A 14,658-nucleotide genomic window follows, 5' to 3' on the forward strand; every position below is an offset into this window, starting at 1 on the left:
TAGCGGGGCGGTCCCACGCCTTCCCATCCCGAACAGGACCGTGAAACGCCTTAGCGCCGATGATAGTGTGGCATTCGCCATGTGAAAGTAGGACATTGCCAGGCACCCCATGTAAAAGCCCAGACCAATCGGTCTGGGCTTTTTGCATTTGCCTTGCGGCAGGCGTTTAGAAACTGAGCGTCTTGTCCGCGGAGAGTGTCCACTCCGCCAACTCCGGCATGGTGCCGATCTTGACTCCCGTCAACAACAAGTCCTCGTGAATTCCCCTTGCATCGGCGCAAGTGCGGCAGACTCGCGCCTCCGCGCCCAGTTCCACCGCTTCGGCCAACATGTCTCCCAGGGTGGGCGCTTGGGCGGTCTTCTGATTTTTCAACGCGGTGACAACGGCGTCGGACAGCAGAAATAGCCGCACCCGGCAGCGCTCGGCTTGCTGTGCCAGCGCAAGCGTCAGACGTAGCGCGGAGAGCGAGCGTTCGTCGCCATAGGGGCTGGCGTTCAAAGTGATCAGCACGGTTTGCATGATGGTTTGCCTATGATGAAGAGGGTCAGGGCGGCATTGTGGCACGTTGCGACGGTCTTGGCATGTGCGGTATGGACGCTTGGCGGCGATTCTAAGTTGTTGGCATGCAACAGTGAGATGGGGGCGATGGTGGAGTCGAGGGGGCTAACTACTTGTTCGAGTTGAATTTGTTTGTAATGAGATTGTGGACTGAAAAGTTTCCTTCACATTGTCCAGCAATCTATTTGTATTTGTATACAATAGACAAATTTTCCGGGCACTAATGAAAAGAGATAGCCCGGCGCTGCAAACTACACGGAGATGATTCATGCAATTCGACGCATTTGCCCATGGCCAGTCGGCGCTGCGGGACGCCATTACTTCTGCCTATCGCCGCGACGAGCGCGAGTGTGTGCAGGCGTTGTTGCCGCAGGCGGCAATGAGCGAGGGCGAAGTCAAGGCGGTTCAAGACCTGGCGCGACGTCTGGTGGCGGAGGTGCGCCGCGAGCGCACCAAGTCCAGCGGAGTGGATGCCTTGATGCATGAATTTTCTCTGGATAGCGCCGAAGGCATTGCCCTGATGTGTCTGGCTGAAGCGCTGCTGCGGATCCCTGACCGCGAGACAGCGGACAAGCTGATCCGCGATAAGATTTCGCGTGGTGATTGGAAAGCCCACTTGGGCAATAGCGCCTCCTTGTTCGTCAACGCGGCGGCCTGGGGTTTGCTGGTGACCGGCAAGCTGGTGGCTTCGCACAGCGCGAATGGTTTGTCGGCGGCGATGACCCGTTTGATCGCCAAAGGCGGCGAACCGCTGATCCGCAAGGGCGTGGATATGGCGATGCGCATGCTGGGCAAGCAGTTCGTCACTGGCGAAACCATAGAGGAGGCGCTGGCCAACGGCCGAGAACGCGAGGCGCGCGGCTATCGCTTCAGTTACGACATGCTGGGCGAGGCGGCAATGACCGAGGCCGACGCGCAGCGCTATCTGCAAGACTATGTGACCGCCATTCACGCCATCGGCAAGGCCTCAGCCGGCCGCGGGATTTACGACGGCCCCGGCATTTCGGTGAAGCTGTCCGCTATCCACCCGCGCTACAGCCGCATCAAGCACGAACGGATGATGGCCGAGTTGCTGCCGCGTCTGAAAGGCTTGTTCCTGCTGGCCAAGCAGTACGATATCGGTTTGAACATCGATGCAGAAGAAGCCGACCGCCTGGAAATCTCCATGGATCTGGTGGAGGCGCTGGCCAATGATCCGGACCTGGACGGCTTCGAGGGTATCGGCATTGTGGTGCAGGCCTATCAGAAACGCTGTCCCTATGTGATCGATTTCCTGATTGATCTGGCGCGTCGCACCAATCACCGTTTCATGGTGCGTCTGGTCAAAGGCGCTTACTGGGACGCAGAAATCAAGCGGGCCCAAGTGGACGGTTTGCCGGGCTACCCGGTCTATACCCGCAAGGTCTACACCGACGTGGCTTATCTTGCCTGCGCCAAGAAGTTGCTGTCCGCGCAGGATGCGATCTACCCGCAGTTCGCCACGCACAACGCTTACAGTCTGGCCGCGGTGTTCAACCTGGCATCCGGCAAGGATTACGAATTCCAGTGCCTGCACGGCATGGGTGAAACTCTGTATGACCAAGTGGTGGGCAAGGACAAACTGGGCAAGGCCTGCCGCATCTACGCGCCGGTGGGGTCGCATGAGACCCTGCTGGCCTACCTGGTGCGCCGTCTGCTGGAAAACGGCGCCAACAGTTCCTTCGTCAACCGCATCGTGGACGAGGCGGTATCCATAGACGAACTGGTGGCGGACCCTGTGGCCGAGGCCGCTCGTCACGGCGGCCAGCCGCACAAGAAAATTCCGGCGCCGCTGGAGCTGTATGGGCAGCAACGCAAAAACTCCAAGGGCCTCGATTTGTCCAGCGAGCACGTGCTGGCCACTTTGCAACTGGGCCTGCAAGCGTCCGAGAAGCAGCAGTGGGGCGCCTTCCCGATGCTGGGCGACGGCGACGTCACCGACGGGGAAGTGCAGCCGGTGCGCAATCCGGCCGACCACGACGATCTGGTAGGCCGCGTGATCGAAGCGAGCGCGGCGGATGTGGACCGCGCGCTGAACCTGGCGCAGCAGGGAGCGGCCGATTGGGCCGCCACGCCGGTGGCCGAGCGTGCCGCCTGCCTGAAAAGAATGGCCGATCTGATGGAAGACCAGATGCCGGCGTTGATGGGCCTGGCGGTGCGCGAGGCAGGCAAGACCTTGGCCAACGCGATTGCCGAGGTGCGCGAGGCCGTGGACTTCTGCCGTTACTACGCGGCGCAGATCGAAGACGAATTCGACAACGCCAGCCACCGTCCGCTGGGCCCGGTGGTGTGCATCAGCCCGTGGAACTTCCCGCTGGCCATCTTCATCGGCGAGGTGGTGGCCTCGCTGGCGGCCGGCAACGCAGTGCTGGCCAAGCCCGCGGAGCAGACCAGCCTGATCGCCGCGCATGCTGTGCGTTTGTTGCACGAAGCCGGCGTGCCGCGCGCGGCGCTGCAATTGCTGCCGGGCCGCGGTGAAGTGGTGGGCGCGGCGCTGACCGCTGACCCGCGCGTTCAAGGGGTGATCTTCACCGGTTCCACCGAGGTGGCGCAGATCATCAACCGCACGCTGGCCAAGCGCGGCGGCGATCCGGTGCTGGTAGCCGAAACCGGCGGCCAGAACGCGATGATCGTGGACAGCTCGGCGTTGCCGGAGCAGGTGGTCACCGATGTGCTTAGCTCCGCTTTCGACTCTGCCGGCCAGCGCTGCTCGGCGTTGCGCGTGCTCTATCTGCAGAACGACATCGCCGACAAAGTCATCGCCATGATCAAGGGCGCGATGGATGAATTGAAGGTGGGCAACCCGGCCAAGCTGGATGTCGATGTCGGCCCGGTGATCGACGCCGAGGCTCGGGCCGGCCTATTGGCTCATATCGAAAAAATGAAGGCCAGCGCCCGCGCCACTCACCAGATCAAGCTGGACGACAGCTGCGCCAACGGCACTTTCGTGGCGCCCACCCTGTTTGAAATCGCGGACCTCAAGCAACTGAAGCGCGAAGTGTTCGGTCCGGTATTGCATGTGTTGCGCTTCGAGGCCAATGAGCTGGACAAAGTGGTAGCCGAGATCAACGCCACCGGTTACGGCCTGACGCACGGCATCCACAGCCGTATCGATGAGACCATCGACAACATCGTCAGCCAGATCAAGGTCGGCAATGTCTATGTCAACCGCAACATCGTCGGCGCGGTGGTGGGGGTTCAGCCCTTTGGCGGCGAAGGCAAGTCCGGCACCGGCCCCAAGGCCGGCGGCCCGTTCTATTTGTATCGATTGAGCCGCGCGGCCTGGACGCCGAAACTGGCGACGGAAACCTTACCCTTGTCCTTGCCGGCGCTGGACGCGCTGGCGGCGGCCGGCAGCGGCCTGGGCTTGGCTTTGGAGTCTGCTATCGCCGCAGCGCGGAAGGAGAGCGCGCTGACCTGCCTGGTAGATCTGCCGGGCCCCACCGGCGAGCGGAACGCGCTGCAATTCGCGCCTCGCGGGAAGGTGGGATGCCAAGCCGCCACCGCGCAAGCGCTGGCTGAACAACTGGCGGCGGTTTTCGCCACCGGCAACCGCGCGGTGCTGCCGGCCAATGAGGCTGGCCGAGGGCTGGCCGCCAAGCTGGGCGCTCTAGTGGAGCTGGACGCCGATGTGCTGGCGGCGGATGTCGGCGCGGTGCTGTTCTCCGGTTCCGAAGCCGAGGCCGAAGCCGCTCAGCGTGTGTTGGCGGAGCGCGACGGCGCTCTGGTGCCGCTGCTGCGCGCCGACGCGCAAGGCCATTACAATCTGCACCGTCTGGTGGTCGAGCGCGCGGTTAGCGTGAATACTACCGCGGCGGGCGGCAACGCCAGCCTGATGAGCATCGGAGACTAAGACCGGCTAAGCCAATCCCTGATCCAGCGTTGCGCCGCCTTGTCGTACTACGTGTACTGCCTGCGCCGGCGCGCCTTGGTTCAGGTTCTCTGCGAGCTTTTGTTAGCAGCTCTAAAGGCAAGGAGGGCTTCGATGACGAAAGCCCTCCCTCCTTGCAAAACCGCGTATTAAACGAATTTTCCCATGCGTCGGCGCGCATGGGGCGGCAGGAGGCTTGTCCAACAAGCCACTTGCCACAAGCTGGCGGCCTTGAAATAATGCCGCCAGCCGCCGCTCTCGCCTCCCTATGCGGATAGGGCGGGATGTACATAACAACATTACACAGGTTCCGCAAACTCCCATTCCTGATGATTGACGGATGGGGATCTCTGGAGAAATAGAGGAAACATGATGCAAGCAAACAAACTGACGACTCTTTCCCTGGCCGTAGCCGCTGCTGTCGCCTTGTCCGCATGTGGCAAGAAAGAAGAGGGCGCGGCGGGAGCCGGAGCCTCCGCCGGAGCTCAAGCCGCCGCGGGCGGTGTGGTCAAGATCGGCTTCGCGGCGCCGCTGACCGGCCCGCAGGCGCACTATGGCGAAGAATACAAAAACGGAGTGACCCTGGCGATCGAAGACGCCAACGCCGAGAAGCCCACCATCGGCGGCAAGCCGGTGACCTTTGAACTGGAAGCCCAGGACGATCAGGCCGATCCCAAAACCGCCACCCAACTGGCGCAGAAGTTCGTCGACGAGAAAGTGAACGGCATCATCGGCCACTTTAACTCCGGCACCTCCATCCCGGCTTCCAAGATCTACTCCGATGCCGGCATCCCGATGATCGCGATGGCCACTTCGCCGGCCTTCACCGCGCAGGGTTTCAAGAACACCTTCCGCTCAATGACATCCGACACCCAGCAAGGCTCGGTGATGGGTAAGTTCGTGGTGGAAAAGCTGGGCGCCAAGAAAGTGGTCATCGTTGACGACCGCACCGCATACGGTCAGGGCCTGGCCGACGAATTCGAAAAAGCCGCCAAGGCCGCCGGCGGCAATGTGGTCAAGCGTGAATTCACCAATGACAAAGCCACCGACTTCGCCGCCATCCTGACCTCGATCAAGGCCGCCGCGCCGGACGTGGTGTTCTACGGCGGCGCCGACGCGCAATCCGCGCCGATGGCCAAGCAGATGAAGCGCTTGGGCCTGACCGCGCCGTTGATCTCCGGTGAAATGACCAAGACCCCCACCTTCCTGCAACTGGCTGGCAAGGAAGCCGACGGCACCATCGCTTCGCTGGCCGGCCTGCCGCTGGATCAGATGCCCAAGGGCAAGGACTACGAAAGCCGCTACAAGGCGCGTTTCAAGATGGACGTGGCCACTTACTCGCCGTACGGTTACGACGCCACTCGCGCCTTGATCCAGGCGATGAAAGACGCCAACTCCACCGATCCCAAAGTCTATCTGCCGGTGCTGGCCAAGATCGCGCATTCCGGCGTGACCTCCAGCAGCTGGACCTACGATGCCAAGGGCGACCTGAAAGACGGCGGCATCACCGTCTACAAAGTGGTGAACGGCGAGTGGAAAGTGCTGGAAACCGTGGGCGGCGGCGCTGCGTCCAAGGACGCTTCCGCGGCCAAATAAGCCGGTTTGGCGCTAGGCAACAAGGCGACGCTTTCAGCGTCGCCTTTTTCTTTGCCCGTTCAACGCAAGAGGCCGATCTTCTTCAGCAAAAAAATAAGAATGGCAGCGCCGGCAATACCGAAGGCCAGGCCGGGCAGCGAGAAAGAGCCGGCGGCCGAAGCGGAGGAAATGCCCAAGAGGCGGCCAAACAGCCAATGACCCAGCGCCGAACCGATGATGCCGATGATGATGTTGGCGATGACGCCTTCGCTGACGCCCATGACCTTGCCAGCGAGCCAGCCGATCAGGCCGCCGGCCAACAGTGAAATGAGTAATCCCATATCCTCTCCTTATGTTAGTTTGTGGATAAATAGTTATAGCCATTTATTTAATATGGCGCCATGTTTTTTTGGAACTTAGCTGCGAAAAACAAAAACCCCGGCATGCGCCGGGGTGGTAAGGGGAGGCGGGAATGCCGGTGTTTACAGGCCTACCCACTGACCTTTGCGCAATTGATACAGCGACACGGTGCCGTGCTGAATGTCGCCTTTGTCGTCAAAACGGATCTCGCCGGTTACACCCTTAAAGTCGGTTTTGGGGAGTTCGCCCAGATACTTGGCCGGATCGGCCGAGCCGGCGCGCTTCATCGCGGCGATCATGACCCGTGCGGCGTCATAGGTGTAGGGAGCGTAGGCCTGGATGTCGGCGTTGAATTGCTGTTTGTACTTGCCGTTGAACTCGGCGAAGCCCGGCATCTTGTCTTTTTGCGCGCCGGCGCTGGAGGCGTAACTGCTTTCCGCGCTGTCGCCGCCCAACTTGGAAAACTCCGGCGTATTAATCCCGTCCGCGCCCATGAAGGCGGCTTTCAGACCCAGCTTGTTCATCTGCTTGACCATGGGCGCGGCCTGCGCGTCCATGCCGCCGTAGAACAGCAGGTCGGGCTTCTGCCCTTTGATCGAGGTGAGGATAGCCATGAAGTCGGTGGCGCTGTTGCTGGTGAACTCGCGTTTGACCACCTTGCCGCCAGCCGCTTCCACCGCCTTGGCGAAATCGTCGGCCAGGCCCTGGCCGTAAGTGGTGCGGTCGTCGACGATGGCGATGCGGCCGGCTTTCAGCGTCTCTATCGCGTATTTGGCCAGCGCTTCTCCCTGCTGGCGGTCGTTGGCGATGATGCGGAAGGTATTCTTGAAGCCCTGCTGGGTGAAGCTGGGGCTGGTTACCGAGGCGGCGATCATCGGAATGCCGGCTTGGGAGTAAATGCGCGAAGCGGGGATGGCCGCGCCGGAGGTGAGGTGGCCGATGATGCCCGCCACCTTGCCGTCCACCAGGCGTTGCGCTACCTGGGCCGCGGTTTTGGGGTCCGCCTGATCGTCTTCGGACACCACTTCGAAAGTGACCGGCTTGCCGTCCAGAGTGAGCTTTTCGGCATTGGCTTCCGCCACGGCCAGCTTGACGCCGTTGTCCGCGTCGCGGCCCCAGTGGGCAAAAGGCCCGGTCAGCGGGTTGGCGGAGCCGATTTTCACCACAACAGAGCCGGCCTCGGCCGGCGCGCTGCTGGCGCTTTGTTCGGATTTGCCGCAGGCGGTCAGGGCCAGGGCGGCGCAGGCGATGAGGCTAAGATGCGTTTTCATGAGTTTCTCCTGATTTCTCTTTGTCTATTTAGCTTTGTCTATTTGGATATTCGCCTCAGGAATAAGGCGGTGGCCCATTTTTGGTGCATAAACGGATTAGCGTCAACCCCGGCGGCGTCTCGGCGGCGGCTTTGCGCTAAAATGGCGGACTGATTTCGCGATATATATGGATTTTTAATGACGAAAGGGTATCCGGCTCCCGCCTCGCCCTGTGTCGGCCTTTGCCGTCTCGACGAGGGCGGCGCCTATTGCCTGGGTTGCCTGCGCACCTTGGATGAAATTGCCGGCTGGCCCGGCTTTGACGACGAGCAAAAGCGCGCGGTGTGGCAGCGGCTGATCGCCTTGCGGCCCAAGGTAAAGGACAAGCGCTGCGAGCGTTGCGGCGAGGTGTTCCGCTGTGGAGAGGGCGGCGCCAACGGCGCTTGCTGGTGCGTGGATCTGCCGCAGGTGCTGCCGCTGCCCTACGGTCACGGCGACTGTCTGTGCCCGGAGTGTTTGCGCGGTCATCTGCGAGAAAGCTATTTGGCGCGTGGGCTGACGCCCCCTATATAGCGCTCAGACATGCGCGAACGCACTGAATGTCAATTGCGTATTATTGCCGCGAGGTGCAACCAAAGACCATGACTCGCGGTCCTAACGTCTTTTCCTCCTTTCCGGTTCGGCTCCTAACCTCATGACTCTTTGGAAGCGTTGGATTCGTAAGCTGTTGTTGCCCTTGTTTTTGATTGGCTCGTTGCGGGGTCGAGGCCGCGTCAGCCTAGGCCGTAGGCCGTGGCGCAATGGCATCGCGCTGGCCGCGGTTTTGGCGTTGGCCGGCTGGGGGCTCTGGCTGTGGCTGGCGCCCAAGCCGGCGCCTCAGGTGCTGACCGCGGAAGTCACGCGAGCGGACCTGGAAGACGTGGTGCTGGCCAGCGGCGTGCTGAAACCGCTGCGGCAGGTGGATGTAGGCGCCCAGGCCAGCGGCCAGCTGAAAACGCTGAATGTTGAGGCTGGCGACCGCGTCAGAAAGGGCGAGCTGTTGGCCGAAATTGATCCGGAAAACAGCCTCAACGACCTGAAGGCTTCCGAGGCGCAATTGGAGTCCCGCGTGGCCCAGCTGCGCAGCAAGCAGGCCACGCTGCGCCAGGCTGAGCGCGAACTGGCGCGCCAAAAGCAGATGATGGGCGAAGGCTCGACCTCGCAAAAAGACCTGTTGACGGCGGAAACCAACTATCAAACCCAGACAGCGGAGCTGGACGACCTGCAAGCGCAGATTCGCCAGAACCGTTTTCAGATCGACAAGAATCGAACCACGCTGGGCTATACCCGCATCACCGCGCCGATGGACGGCGAGGTGATAGAAATCGTCACCCAGCAGGGCCAGACCGTGATTGCCAGCCAGACGGTACCGGTCATCCTTAAGCTGGCGGACCTGAGTACGATGACGGTGCACACCCAGGTGGCCGAGGCCGATGTGATTCGCGTCAAGGCCGGGCTACCGGTGTATTTCACCGTGCTGGGCGCGCCGGATCGGCCTATCCGCGGCAAGCTGCGCGCGATTCTCCCCACGCCGGAAAAAATCAACAACGCCAACTTCTACAAGGCGCTGTTCGATGTGAAGAATGTCGACGGCAAGCTGCGCGTGGAGATGACCGCGCAGGTCAGCATCGTGCTGGCGGAGTCCAAGCAGGCTTTGAGCATCCCGCTGAGCGCCTTGGGCGCGGCCGGCAAGGATGGTCGTTACAGCGTCAAGGTGCAGGGCAAGGACGGTCAACTGCATGAACGGCAGGTGCGGATCGGTTTGAAGACCGCTACCCGGGTGCAGATTCTGGATGGTTTGAAAGCCGGCGAGAAAGTGGTGACCAGTGAAGGCGGCGGCAAGGAAGAAGAACCCAGCGGCGGCGTGATGGTGAGCGCATGAGCGGAGCCAGCTTGACGTTGTCCGGAGTGTGGCGGCGTTTCCCGTCCGGCGACGAAGAAGTGGCGGTGCTCAAGGATGTCAGCCTGGATATCCGCGCTGGCGAGATGGTGGCCATTATCGGCGCCTCCGGTTCCGGAAAGTCGACGCTCATGAACATCCTGGGCTGCCTGGACCAGCCTTCCGCCGGCCACTACCAGGTGGGCGGGCGCGATGTGGGGACGCTGGACAAGGACCAATTGGCTACCTTGCGTCGTGAGCACTTCGGCTTCATCTTCCAGCGCTACCACCTGCTGCCGCATTTAAGCGCCATAGACAATGTGGCGATGCCGGCCGTATACGCCGGCATGACGCAAGAAGCACGGCGCGAGCGCGCGGGCCGTTTGCTGGCACGGCTGGGCCTGGCCGGCAAGGAAGACTACCGCCCAGGCCAGTTGTCCGGCGGTCAACAGCAGCGGGTGTCCATCGCGCGGGCGCTGATGAACGGCGGCGACATCATCCTGGCCGACGAACCCACCGGCGCGCTGGACAGTCATAGCGGTGAGGAAGTGATGAATATCCTCAAGGAGCTGCACGCCGCCGGCCACACCATCATCATTGTGACTCACGACCCGTCCATTGCCGCGCAGACCGAACGCATCATCGAAATCCACGATGGCGAGATTCTGCGCGACAGCGCCGCCGACGCATCGCGCCCGGCTGCGGACGCGAGCGAGCCGCGGCGGCCCAAGCCGGGGCCGGCCTGGCGTGAACGCATGAGCGAAGCCTTCAAGATGGCCATGCTCGCCATGCTGGCCAACCGGCTGCGCACCGTGCTCACCATGCTGGGCATCATCATCGGCATCACCTCGGTGGTGTCCATCATCGCGGTGGGCGAGGGCGCGCGCAATTACGTGTTGAACGACATCCGCTCCATCGGCACCAACACCATCACCGTGTATCGCGGCAAGGATGGAGGCGACGACAAGGCCGACGGCGTGCGCACCTTTCTGCCTAGCGATCTGGCGGCGCTGAGCGAGGAGCCCTATGTCGACAGCGTGTCGCCGGTTACCACCAACAGCCTGCGGATCCGTTACCGCAACGTTGACGTCAACGCCTCGGTGTCCGGCGTGGACAGCACCTTCTTCCGTGTGCGCGGCTTGAAGCTGGTCGCCGGCCTCGGCTTCAGCCGCGACGATGTGCGCATGCAGCGCCAGGTGGTGGTGGTAGACAACTTCACCCGCCGCAAACTGTTTGCCGATGCGGAAGCCATCGGCCAGGTGGTGCTGGTGGGTAGCGTGCCGGCCACCGTCATCGGGGTGGTGGAGACCAAAGACAACGGCTACGGCGGCAAATCGCTGCAAATGTGGATGCCCTACAGCACCGCCGGCAGCCGTTTGTTCGGGCGGGCCTATTTTGACTACATGGTGGTGCGCATCAAGGAGGGCCAGCCCACCGCGCTGGCGGAGAAGGCGCTCAGCCACCTGTTGACCCTGCGCCACGGCAGCAAGGACTTCTTTACCGTGAATATGGACGAAGTGCTGAAAACGGTGGAAAACACCAGTCGCACGCTCGCTCTGCTGTTGACCTTGATCGCGGTGATTTCACTGGTGGTGGGCGGCATTGGCGTGATGAACATCATGCTGGTGTCGGTGACCGAGCGTACCCGCGAAATCGGCATCCGCATGGCGGTGGGCGCGCGTCAGTCCGACGTGTTACAGCAATTTCTGACCGAGGCGGTGCTGGTTTGCCTGGTGGGCGGAGCCATCGGCATCGGCCTGTCCTACGGCATCAGCTTTGTGTTCGCGCTCTTGGTCAGCAAATGGAAAATGGCGCTGTCGCTGAAAGCCATCGCCCTGGCGGTGGCATGCTCCACCGCTATCGGCGTGGTGTTTGGTTATCTGCCGGCGCGCAGCGCGGCGCGTTTGAATCCGATCGATGCCTTGGCTCGGGAGTAAGTGTTTGACGCTTTGGAAATCCAATCTCACTGCTTTGGGTCTGGCCCTGTCGCTTGCCGCTTGTCAGAGCACGCCTTATCAGCGCCAGGCGCTGGAGACCCCGGCGCAATGGCACAGCCCCACGGCTCAATCGCAGACGGACATGAGCCGCGAGCGCTGGTGGCAAGGTTTTGGCGACGCGGGCTTGCTGGCGGTGCTGGAACAGGCGCGCAGCCGCAACCCGGATTTGAGCATTGCCTTGCTCAAGTTGCGCAAAGCGCAATTGGCGGCTGGGCTGGAGCGTAGCGAGGCCTTGCCCTCCTTGAGCGGCGATTTGAGCGCCGGAACCAAGCGCACGCTGGGCGAATCCTCGACCTGGAGCCGCAGCAGCGGCGGCAGCTTGAGCACCAGTTACGAGTTGGATCTGTGGGGGCGGGTGGACGCGCGCTTGCGCGCGGCGGATCAGGAGTTTCGCGCCAGCGCCTATGATGAAGCCGCCGCCAGGCTGCTGTCGGACAGCGCCGCCGCCGGCTTGTACTGGGACATTGCCGCGCTGAAGACACGACAGAGGCTGGGGCAGGCGGACCTGATGGACCTGCGCCGGATTCAGGCGTTGGCGGAAACTAAATGGCGTGCCGGCGCCACGAGCGAGCAGGATGTTACTCAGGCGCGGAGCGCGGTGTTGAGTCAACAGACGGAACTGCTGACGCTGGCAGACGAACTCGGGCAAAAGGAAAACGCGCTGGCCTTATTGCTGGATCATCCGCCCGGCGCGGCGCTGCCGCCTATCGCCGAGCTGCCCCTGGAGCCGGCTTTGCCCGCGATAGACGCCGGCTTGCCCAGCAGCCTGCTGGAACGTCGGCCGGACCTGATGGCGGCGGAGGCGCGCTTGCGCGGCCAATTGGCCAAGGTGGATCAGCAACGCGCGGCCCTCTTCCCCACGCTGAAGCTGACCGGCTCGCTGGGCTCCAGCAGCAGCGCGCTGAGCAGCCTGGTGCAAAACCCGTTGTTGACGCTGGGCGCTTCCCTGTCCTTGCCCTTCCTGGAATGGCGCAAACAAGGCCTGCAATTGAAGAGCAGTCAGGCCGATTACGAGCTGGAAACCGTCAATTTCCGCAAGACCTTATATAGAGCTTATCAGGAGGTGGACAATGCGCTGAGCGCGCGTCAGCGGCTGCAAGGCTCGGCCCGCTTGCAAGCGGACGCGCTGGCGTTGAGCCGGCGCAGCGAGCAACTGGCGGAAAGCCGCTATCGTGCCGGCGCGGTGGACGCTCAAACCTGGCTGGACGCCGCCAAGGCGAGGCGTAGTAGCGAGTCCGCGCTGGTCCGGCTGCGTCAGGAACAATTGAAAAACCTGGCGGACGTTTACAAGGCCCTGGGCGGCGCGCCGGCGGCTTGAGCGGCGAGGGCGCCGATCGGGTTTTTCAGGGGCGGGGTTAAGGCTCGAGATACTCTTCGCAGGCTGGAATCGGCTTGTCCGGCGTGTAGGCGCCGCTATCCGGCTGCCGCGTCAGCAGGCGCTGGAAGGTGCAGGCCCGGTCCACCACGGTGGCGATGTCTTTTTTCCGCAAACGTTTGCCCCGCGAGTCGCGGCTGCGGGAGGCAGGGCCGGGAAAGCTGGTGGCACGGGTACGGTAGATCAGGTGTGGGAAGCCGGCTGTGACGTCTTTGTCCAGCTTGATGTTGGAAGAAAAACGGTACTCGTCATGACAGGCTCCGCGGCGGTCGGCGTAATCCCGCTCCGAAAAGCACGCGCGTATCATCAGGGAACTGGCCAGCGGCAGCGCCAGCACCTCGCGCATTTCAAATCCCGCGCCCTTGGGATAGACCTGCAGCAGGTGCAGCATGCTGAAAGAGCCGCCGCCGCCGGAATACATGGTGCTGACGTCCTCGCTGACGCCCACCAAGATGCCCTGATCGGAAGCGGCGAGCCTTACCACGTAAGGCCATAGCGCTAGGCCGCGGCGGTTGTCCCACAGCGCGTCGGTCTGTAAATCACGCAATTCCAGCTGTGCGCCAGCGCTCTGGTTGGCGGTGGGCCGGACTTTGAGCATGGGCGGCGCGTCCTTGGTTTGCGCCACCAGCTCAAGACACAGCTGGCGGTCCGGAGTGCAGCCTTGCTCCGACTCCGCCGACTCTGGCCTTGATTCCCGCGTCAAGGTCTTGATGCTATTGCCGGCCAGGTCAACATCGGCTGGTCGAGCGGCGGCGGCCGGCTGGATGGAGACAATTGCCAAGCAGACGGTGAGCGCCGCGAGCTTGAGTACATGGGAAACGTCATTGGAATGCTGCTTCATGACCTGCTTTTTTGTGATGAGAGGGTGCTAGATCACCGCCCACAGCCCGCAGATGGCGAATAGGATGAGCACCCCGGTCAGAATCTGAGCCGTGGTGCGTTCTTTTTGCAGCGCTCGTTTCAGGTTGTCGTGCACGCTTTCCAGCTTTTCCAGCCGCTGCTCCAGCTCGGCGCGGGTTTCATCCTGCCGCGCCAGGGATTGCAGCATCGCTTCACCGCCCACCTCGGTGATCAGCTCCTTGTTCCATACCCCCAGCAGCTTGTTGACTTTGTCCTTGAAGTAGAGCGCGGAACGCTGATTGGCGTCCTGCCATTCAAACTCAAAACCCTGGCTGGCGTAGAAGGCGTTGCGTTGCAGCCGTTCTTCTTCCGAAGAGGTCTGGCTCATGCTGATCATGCCGGGGCTGATGGCGTGATCCGGACAAATCCCCTTGGCCCATGAGATGACGCTGGCGAACAGAAAAGTGTCCAGTCCGGTGCCGACAAAGCCTGGACTGGCTTGCACGCCGCTTTTGGGGCCGAAGGTGACGGTACGGCTGGGCCGGTCCACCCGCACCCAGGCGCAGTTGTGGGCTGCTTGGAAATGGCTGTCCTCGCCTTCGAACAACTGCCAGCGGTGACCGTCGGCTCGGGCATAGCCGCGGAACTGCAGCCGGAAGAAGTCGGATTGTTCCGTCATGGCCCGGCTGCGCTGCAAAATGCCATAGATGGGCGTGCCGTTGGCGGTCAGCGTCAGAATGGTTTCGCCCAGCGGAATAGCCAGCGTGGCCAGGGTATTTTCGTTTTCCGGGGCGCGGAGCACCGGTTCTTCGGCTGTAGGCGCCGGATTGGCGGCCTGGTTCGGACTGGTCATCTGCTGCCTATATTTGGGGGGATTCTTAGAACCTGTTCAAAG

At 62.2% G+C, this 14,658-nt stretch carries 11 protein-coding genes and 1 rRNA gene; 7 read left to right on the forward strand and 5 right to left on the reverse strand.

Features of this window, described 5'->3' with window-relative positions:
* Positions 1–104, forward strand: a 5S ribosomal RNA gene (gene rrf / locus BR71_RS19720); the annotation flags it as partial.
* A gap of 62 nt (positions 105–166) precedes the next feature.
* Here the strand turns inward: rrf and BR71_RS19725 are convergent.
* Positions 167–520, reverse strand: coding sequence for a DsrE/DsrF/TusD sulfur relay family protein (locus BR71_RS19725; protein WP_043641484.1), 354 nt, complete (start codon positions 518–520; stop codon positions 167–169).
* A gap of 307 nt (positions 521–827) precedes the next feature.
* On the opposite strand from BR71_RS19725, the gene putA reads away from it, so the two are divergent.
* Positions 828–4,430, forward strand: a complete 3,603-nt coding sequence (putA, locus tag BR71_RS19730; RefSeq protein WP_043641485.1) for a trifunctional transcriptional regulator/proline dehydrogenase/L-glutamate gamma-semialdehyde dehydrogenase — start codon at positions 828–830, stop codon at positions 4,428–4,430.
* A 390-nt stretch (positions 4,431–4,820) separates the two neighbouring features.
* On the forward strand, positions 4,821–6,044 hold the full coding sequence (locus tag BR71_RS19735) for a branched-chain amino acid ABC transporter substrate-binding protein (protein ID WP_043641487.1): 1,224 nt from the start codon (positions 4,821–4,823) through the stop codon (positions 6,042–6,044).
* 59 nt (positions 6,045–6,103) lie between these two features.
* On the opposite strand, the gene BR71_RS19740 is transcribed toward BR71_RS19735, so the two are convergent.
* Positions 6,104–6,364, reverse strand: coding sequence for a GlsB/YeaQ/YmgE family stress response membrane protein (locus BR71_RS19740; protein ID WP_043641489.1), 261 nt, complete (start codon positions 6,362–6,364; stop codon positions 6,104–6,106).
* A gap of 141 nt (positions 6,365–6,505) precedes the next feature.
* Positions 6,506–7,654 (reverse strand): branched-chain amino acid ABC transporter substrate-binding protein, encoded by a 1,149-nt coding sequence (locus BR71_RS19745; protein ID WP_043641491.1) that lies wholly within the window; start codon positions 7,652–7,654, stop codon positions 6,506–6,508.
* 177 nt (positions 7,655–7,831) lie between these two features.
* On the opposite strand from BR71_RS19745, the gene BR71_RS19750 reads away from it, so the two are divergent.
* The 4 genes from BR71_RS19750 to BR71_RS19765 all read left to right on the forward strand — a co-directional run bounded on the left by BR71_RS19750 (position 7,832) and on the right by BR71_RS19765 (position 12,866).
* Positions 7,832–8,206 carry a cysteine-rich CWC family protein gene (locus BR71_RS19750; RefSeq protein ID WP_043641493.1) on the forward strand — a complete coding sequence of 125 codons (375 nt, stop codon included), beginning with the start codon at positions 7,832–7,834 and terminating at the stop codon, positions 8,204–8,206.
* A gap of 121 nt (positions 8,207–8,327) precedes the next feature.
* Positions 8,328–9,554, forward strand: a complete 1,227-nt coding sequence (gene macA / locus BR71_RS19755) for a macrolide transporter subunit MacA (RefSeq protein WP_043641494.1) — start codon at positions 8,328–8,330, stop codon at positions 9,552–9,554.
* Complete coding sequence (gene macB / locus BR71_RS19760) at positions 9,551–11,488, forward strand: macrolide ABC transporter ATP-binding protein/permease MacB (RefSeq protein ID WP_043641496.1); 1,938 nt, start codon at positions 9,551–9,553, stop codon at positions 11,486–11,488. Before macA ends, macB begins: the two co-directional genes overlap by 4 nt.
* 4 nt (positions 11,489–11,492) lie before the next feature.
* Positions 11,493–12,866 carry an efflux transporter outer membrane subunit gene (locus tag BR71_RS19765; protein ID WP_162179241.1) on the forward strand — a complete coding sequence of 458 codons (1,374 nt, stop codon included), beginning with the start codon at positions 11,493–11,495 and terminating at the stop codon, positions 12,864–12,866.
* A gap of 37 nt (positions 12,867–12,903) precedes the next feature.
* On the opposite strand, the gene BR71_RS23165 is transcribed toward BR71_RS19765, so the two are convergent.
* Together BR71_RS23165 and BR71_RS19775 are read right to left on the reverse strand one after the other, a co-directional pair.
* Entirely contained in the window at positions 12,904–13,764 is an 861-nt protein-coding gene (locus BR71_RS23165) for a hypothetical protein (RefSeq protein WP_052370900.1), read from the reverse strand.
* Between the two features lie 27 nt (positions 13,765–13,791).
* Positions 13,792–14,616 carry a hypothetical protein gene (locus BR71_RS19775; RefSeq protein WP_043641499.1) on the reverse strand — a complete coding sequence of 275 codons (825 nt, stop codon included), beginning with the start codon at positions 14,614–14,616 and terminating at the stop codon, positions 13,792–13,794.
* Between the last annotated feature and the right edge of the window lie 42 nt (positions 14,617–14,658).

Origin of the sequence: Chromobacterium haemolyticum DSM 19808, assembly GCF_000711885.1 — a bacterium.
GTDB lineage: Bacteria > Pseudomonadota > Gammaproteobacteria > Burkholderiales > Chromobacteriaceae > Chromobacterium > Chromobacterium haemolyticum.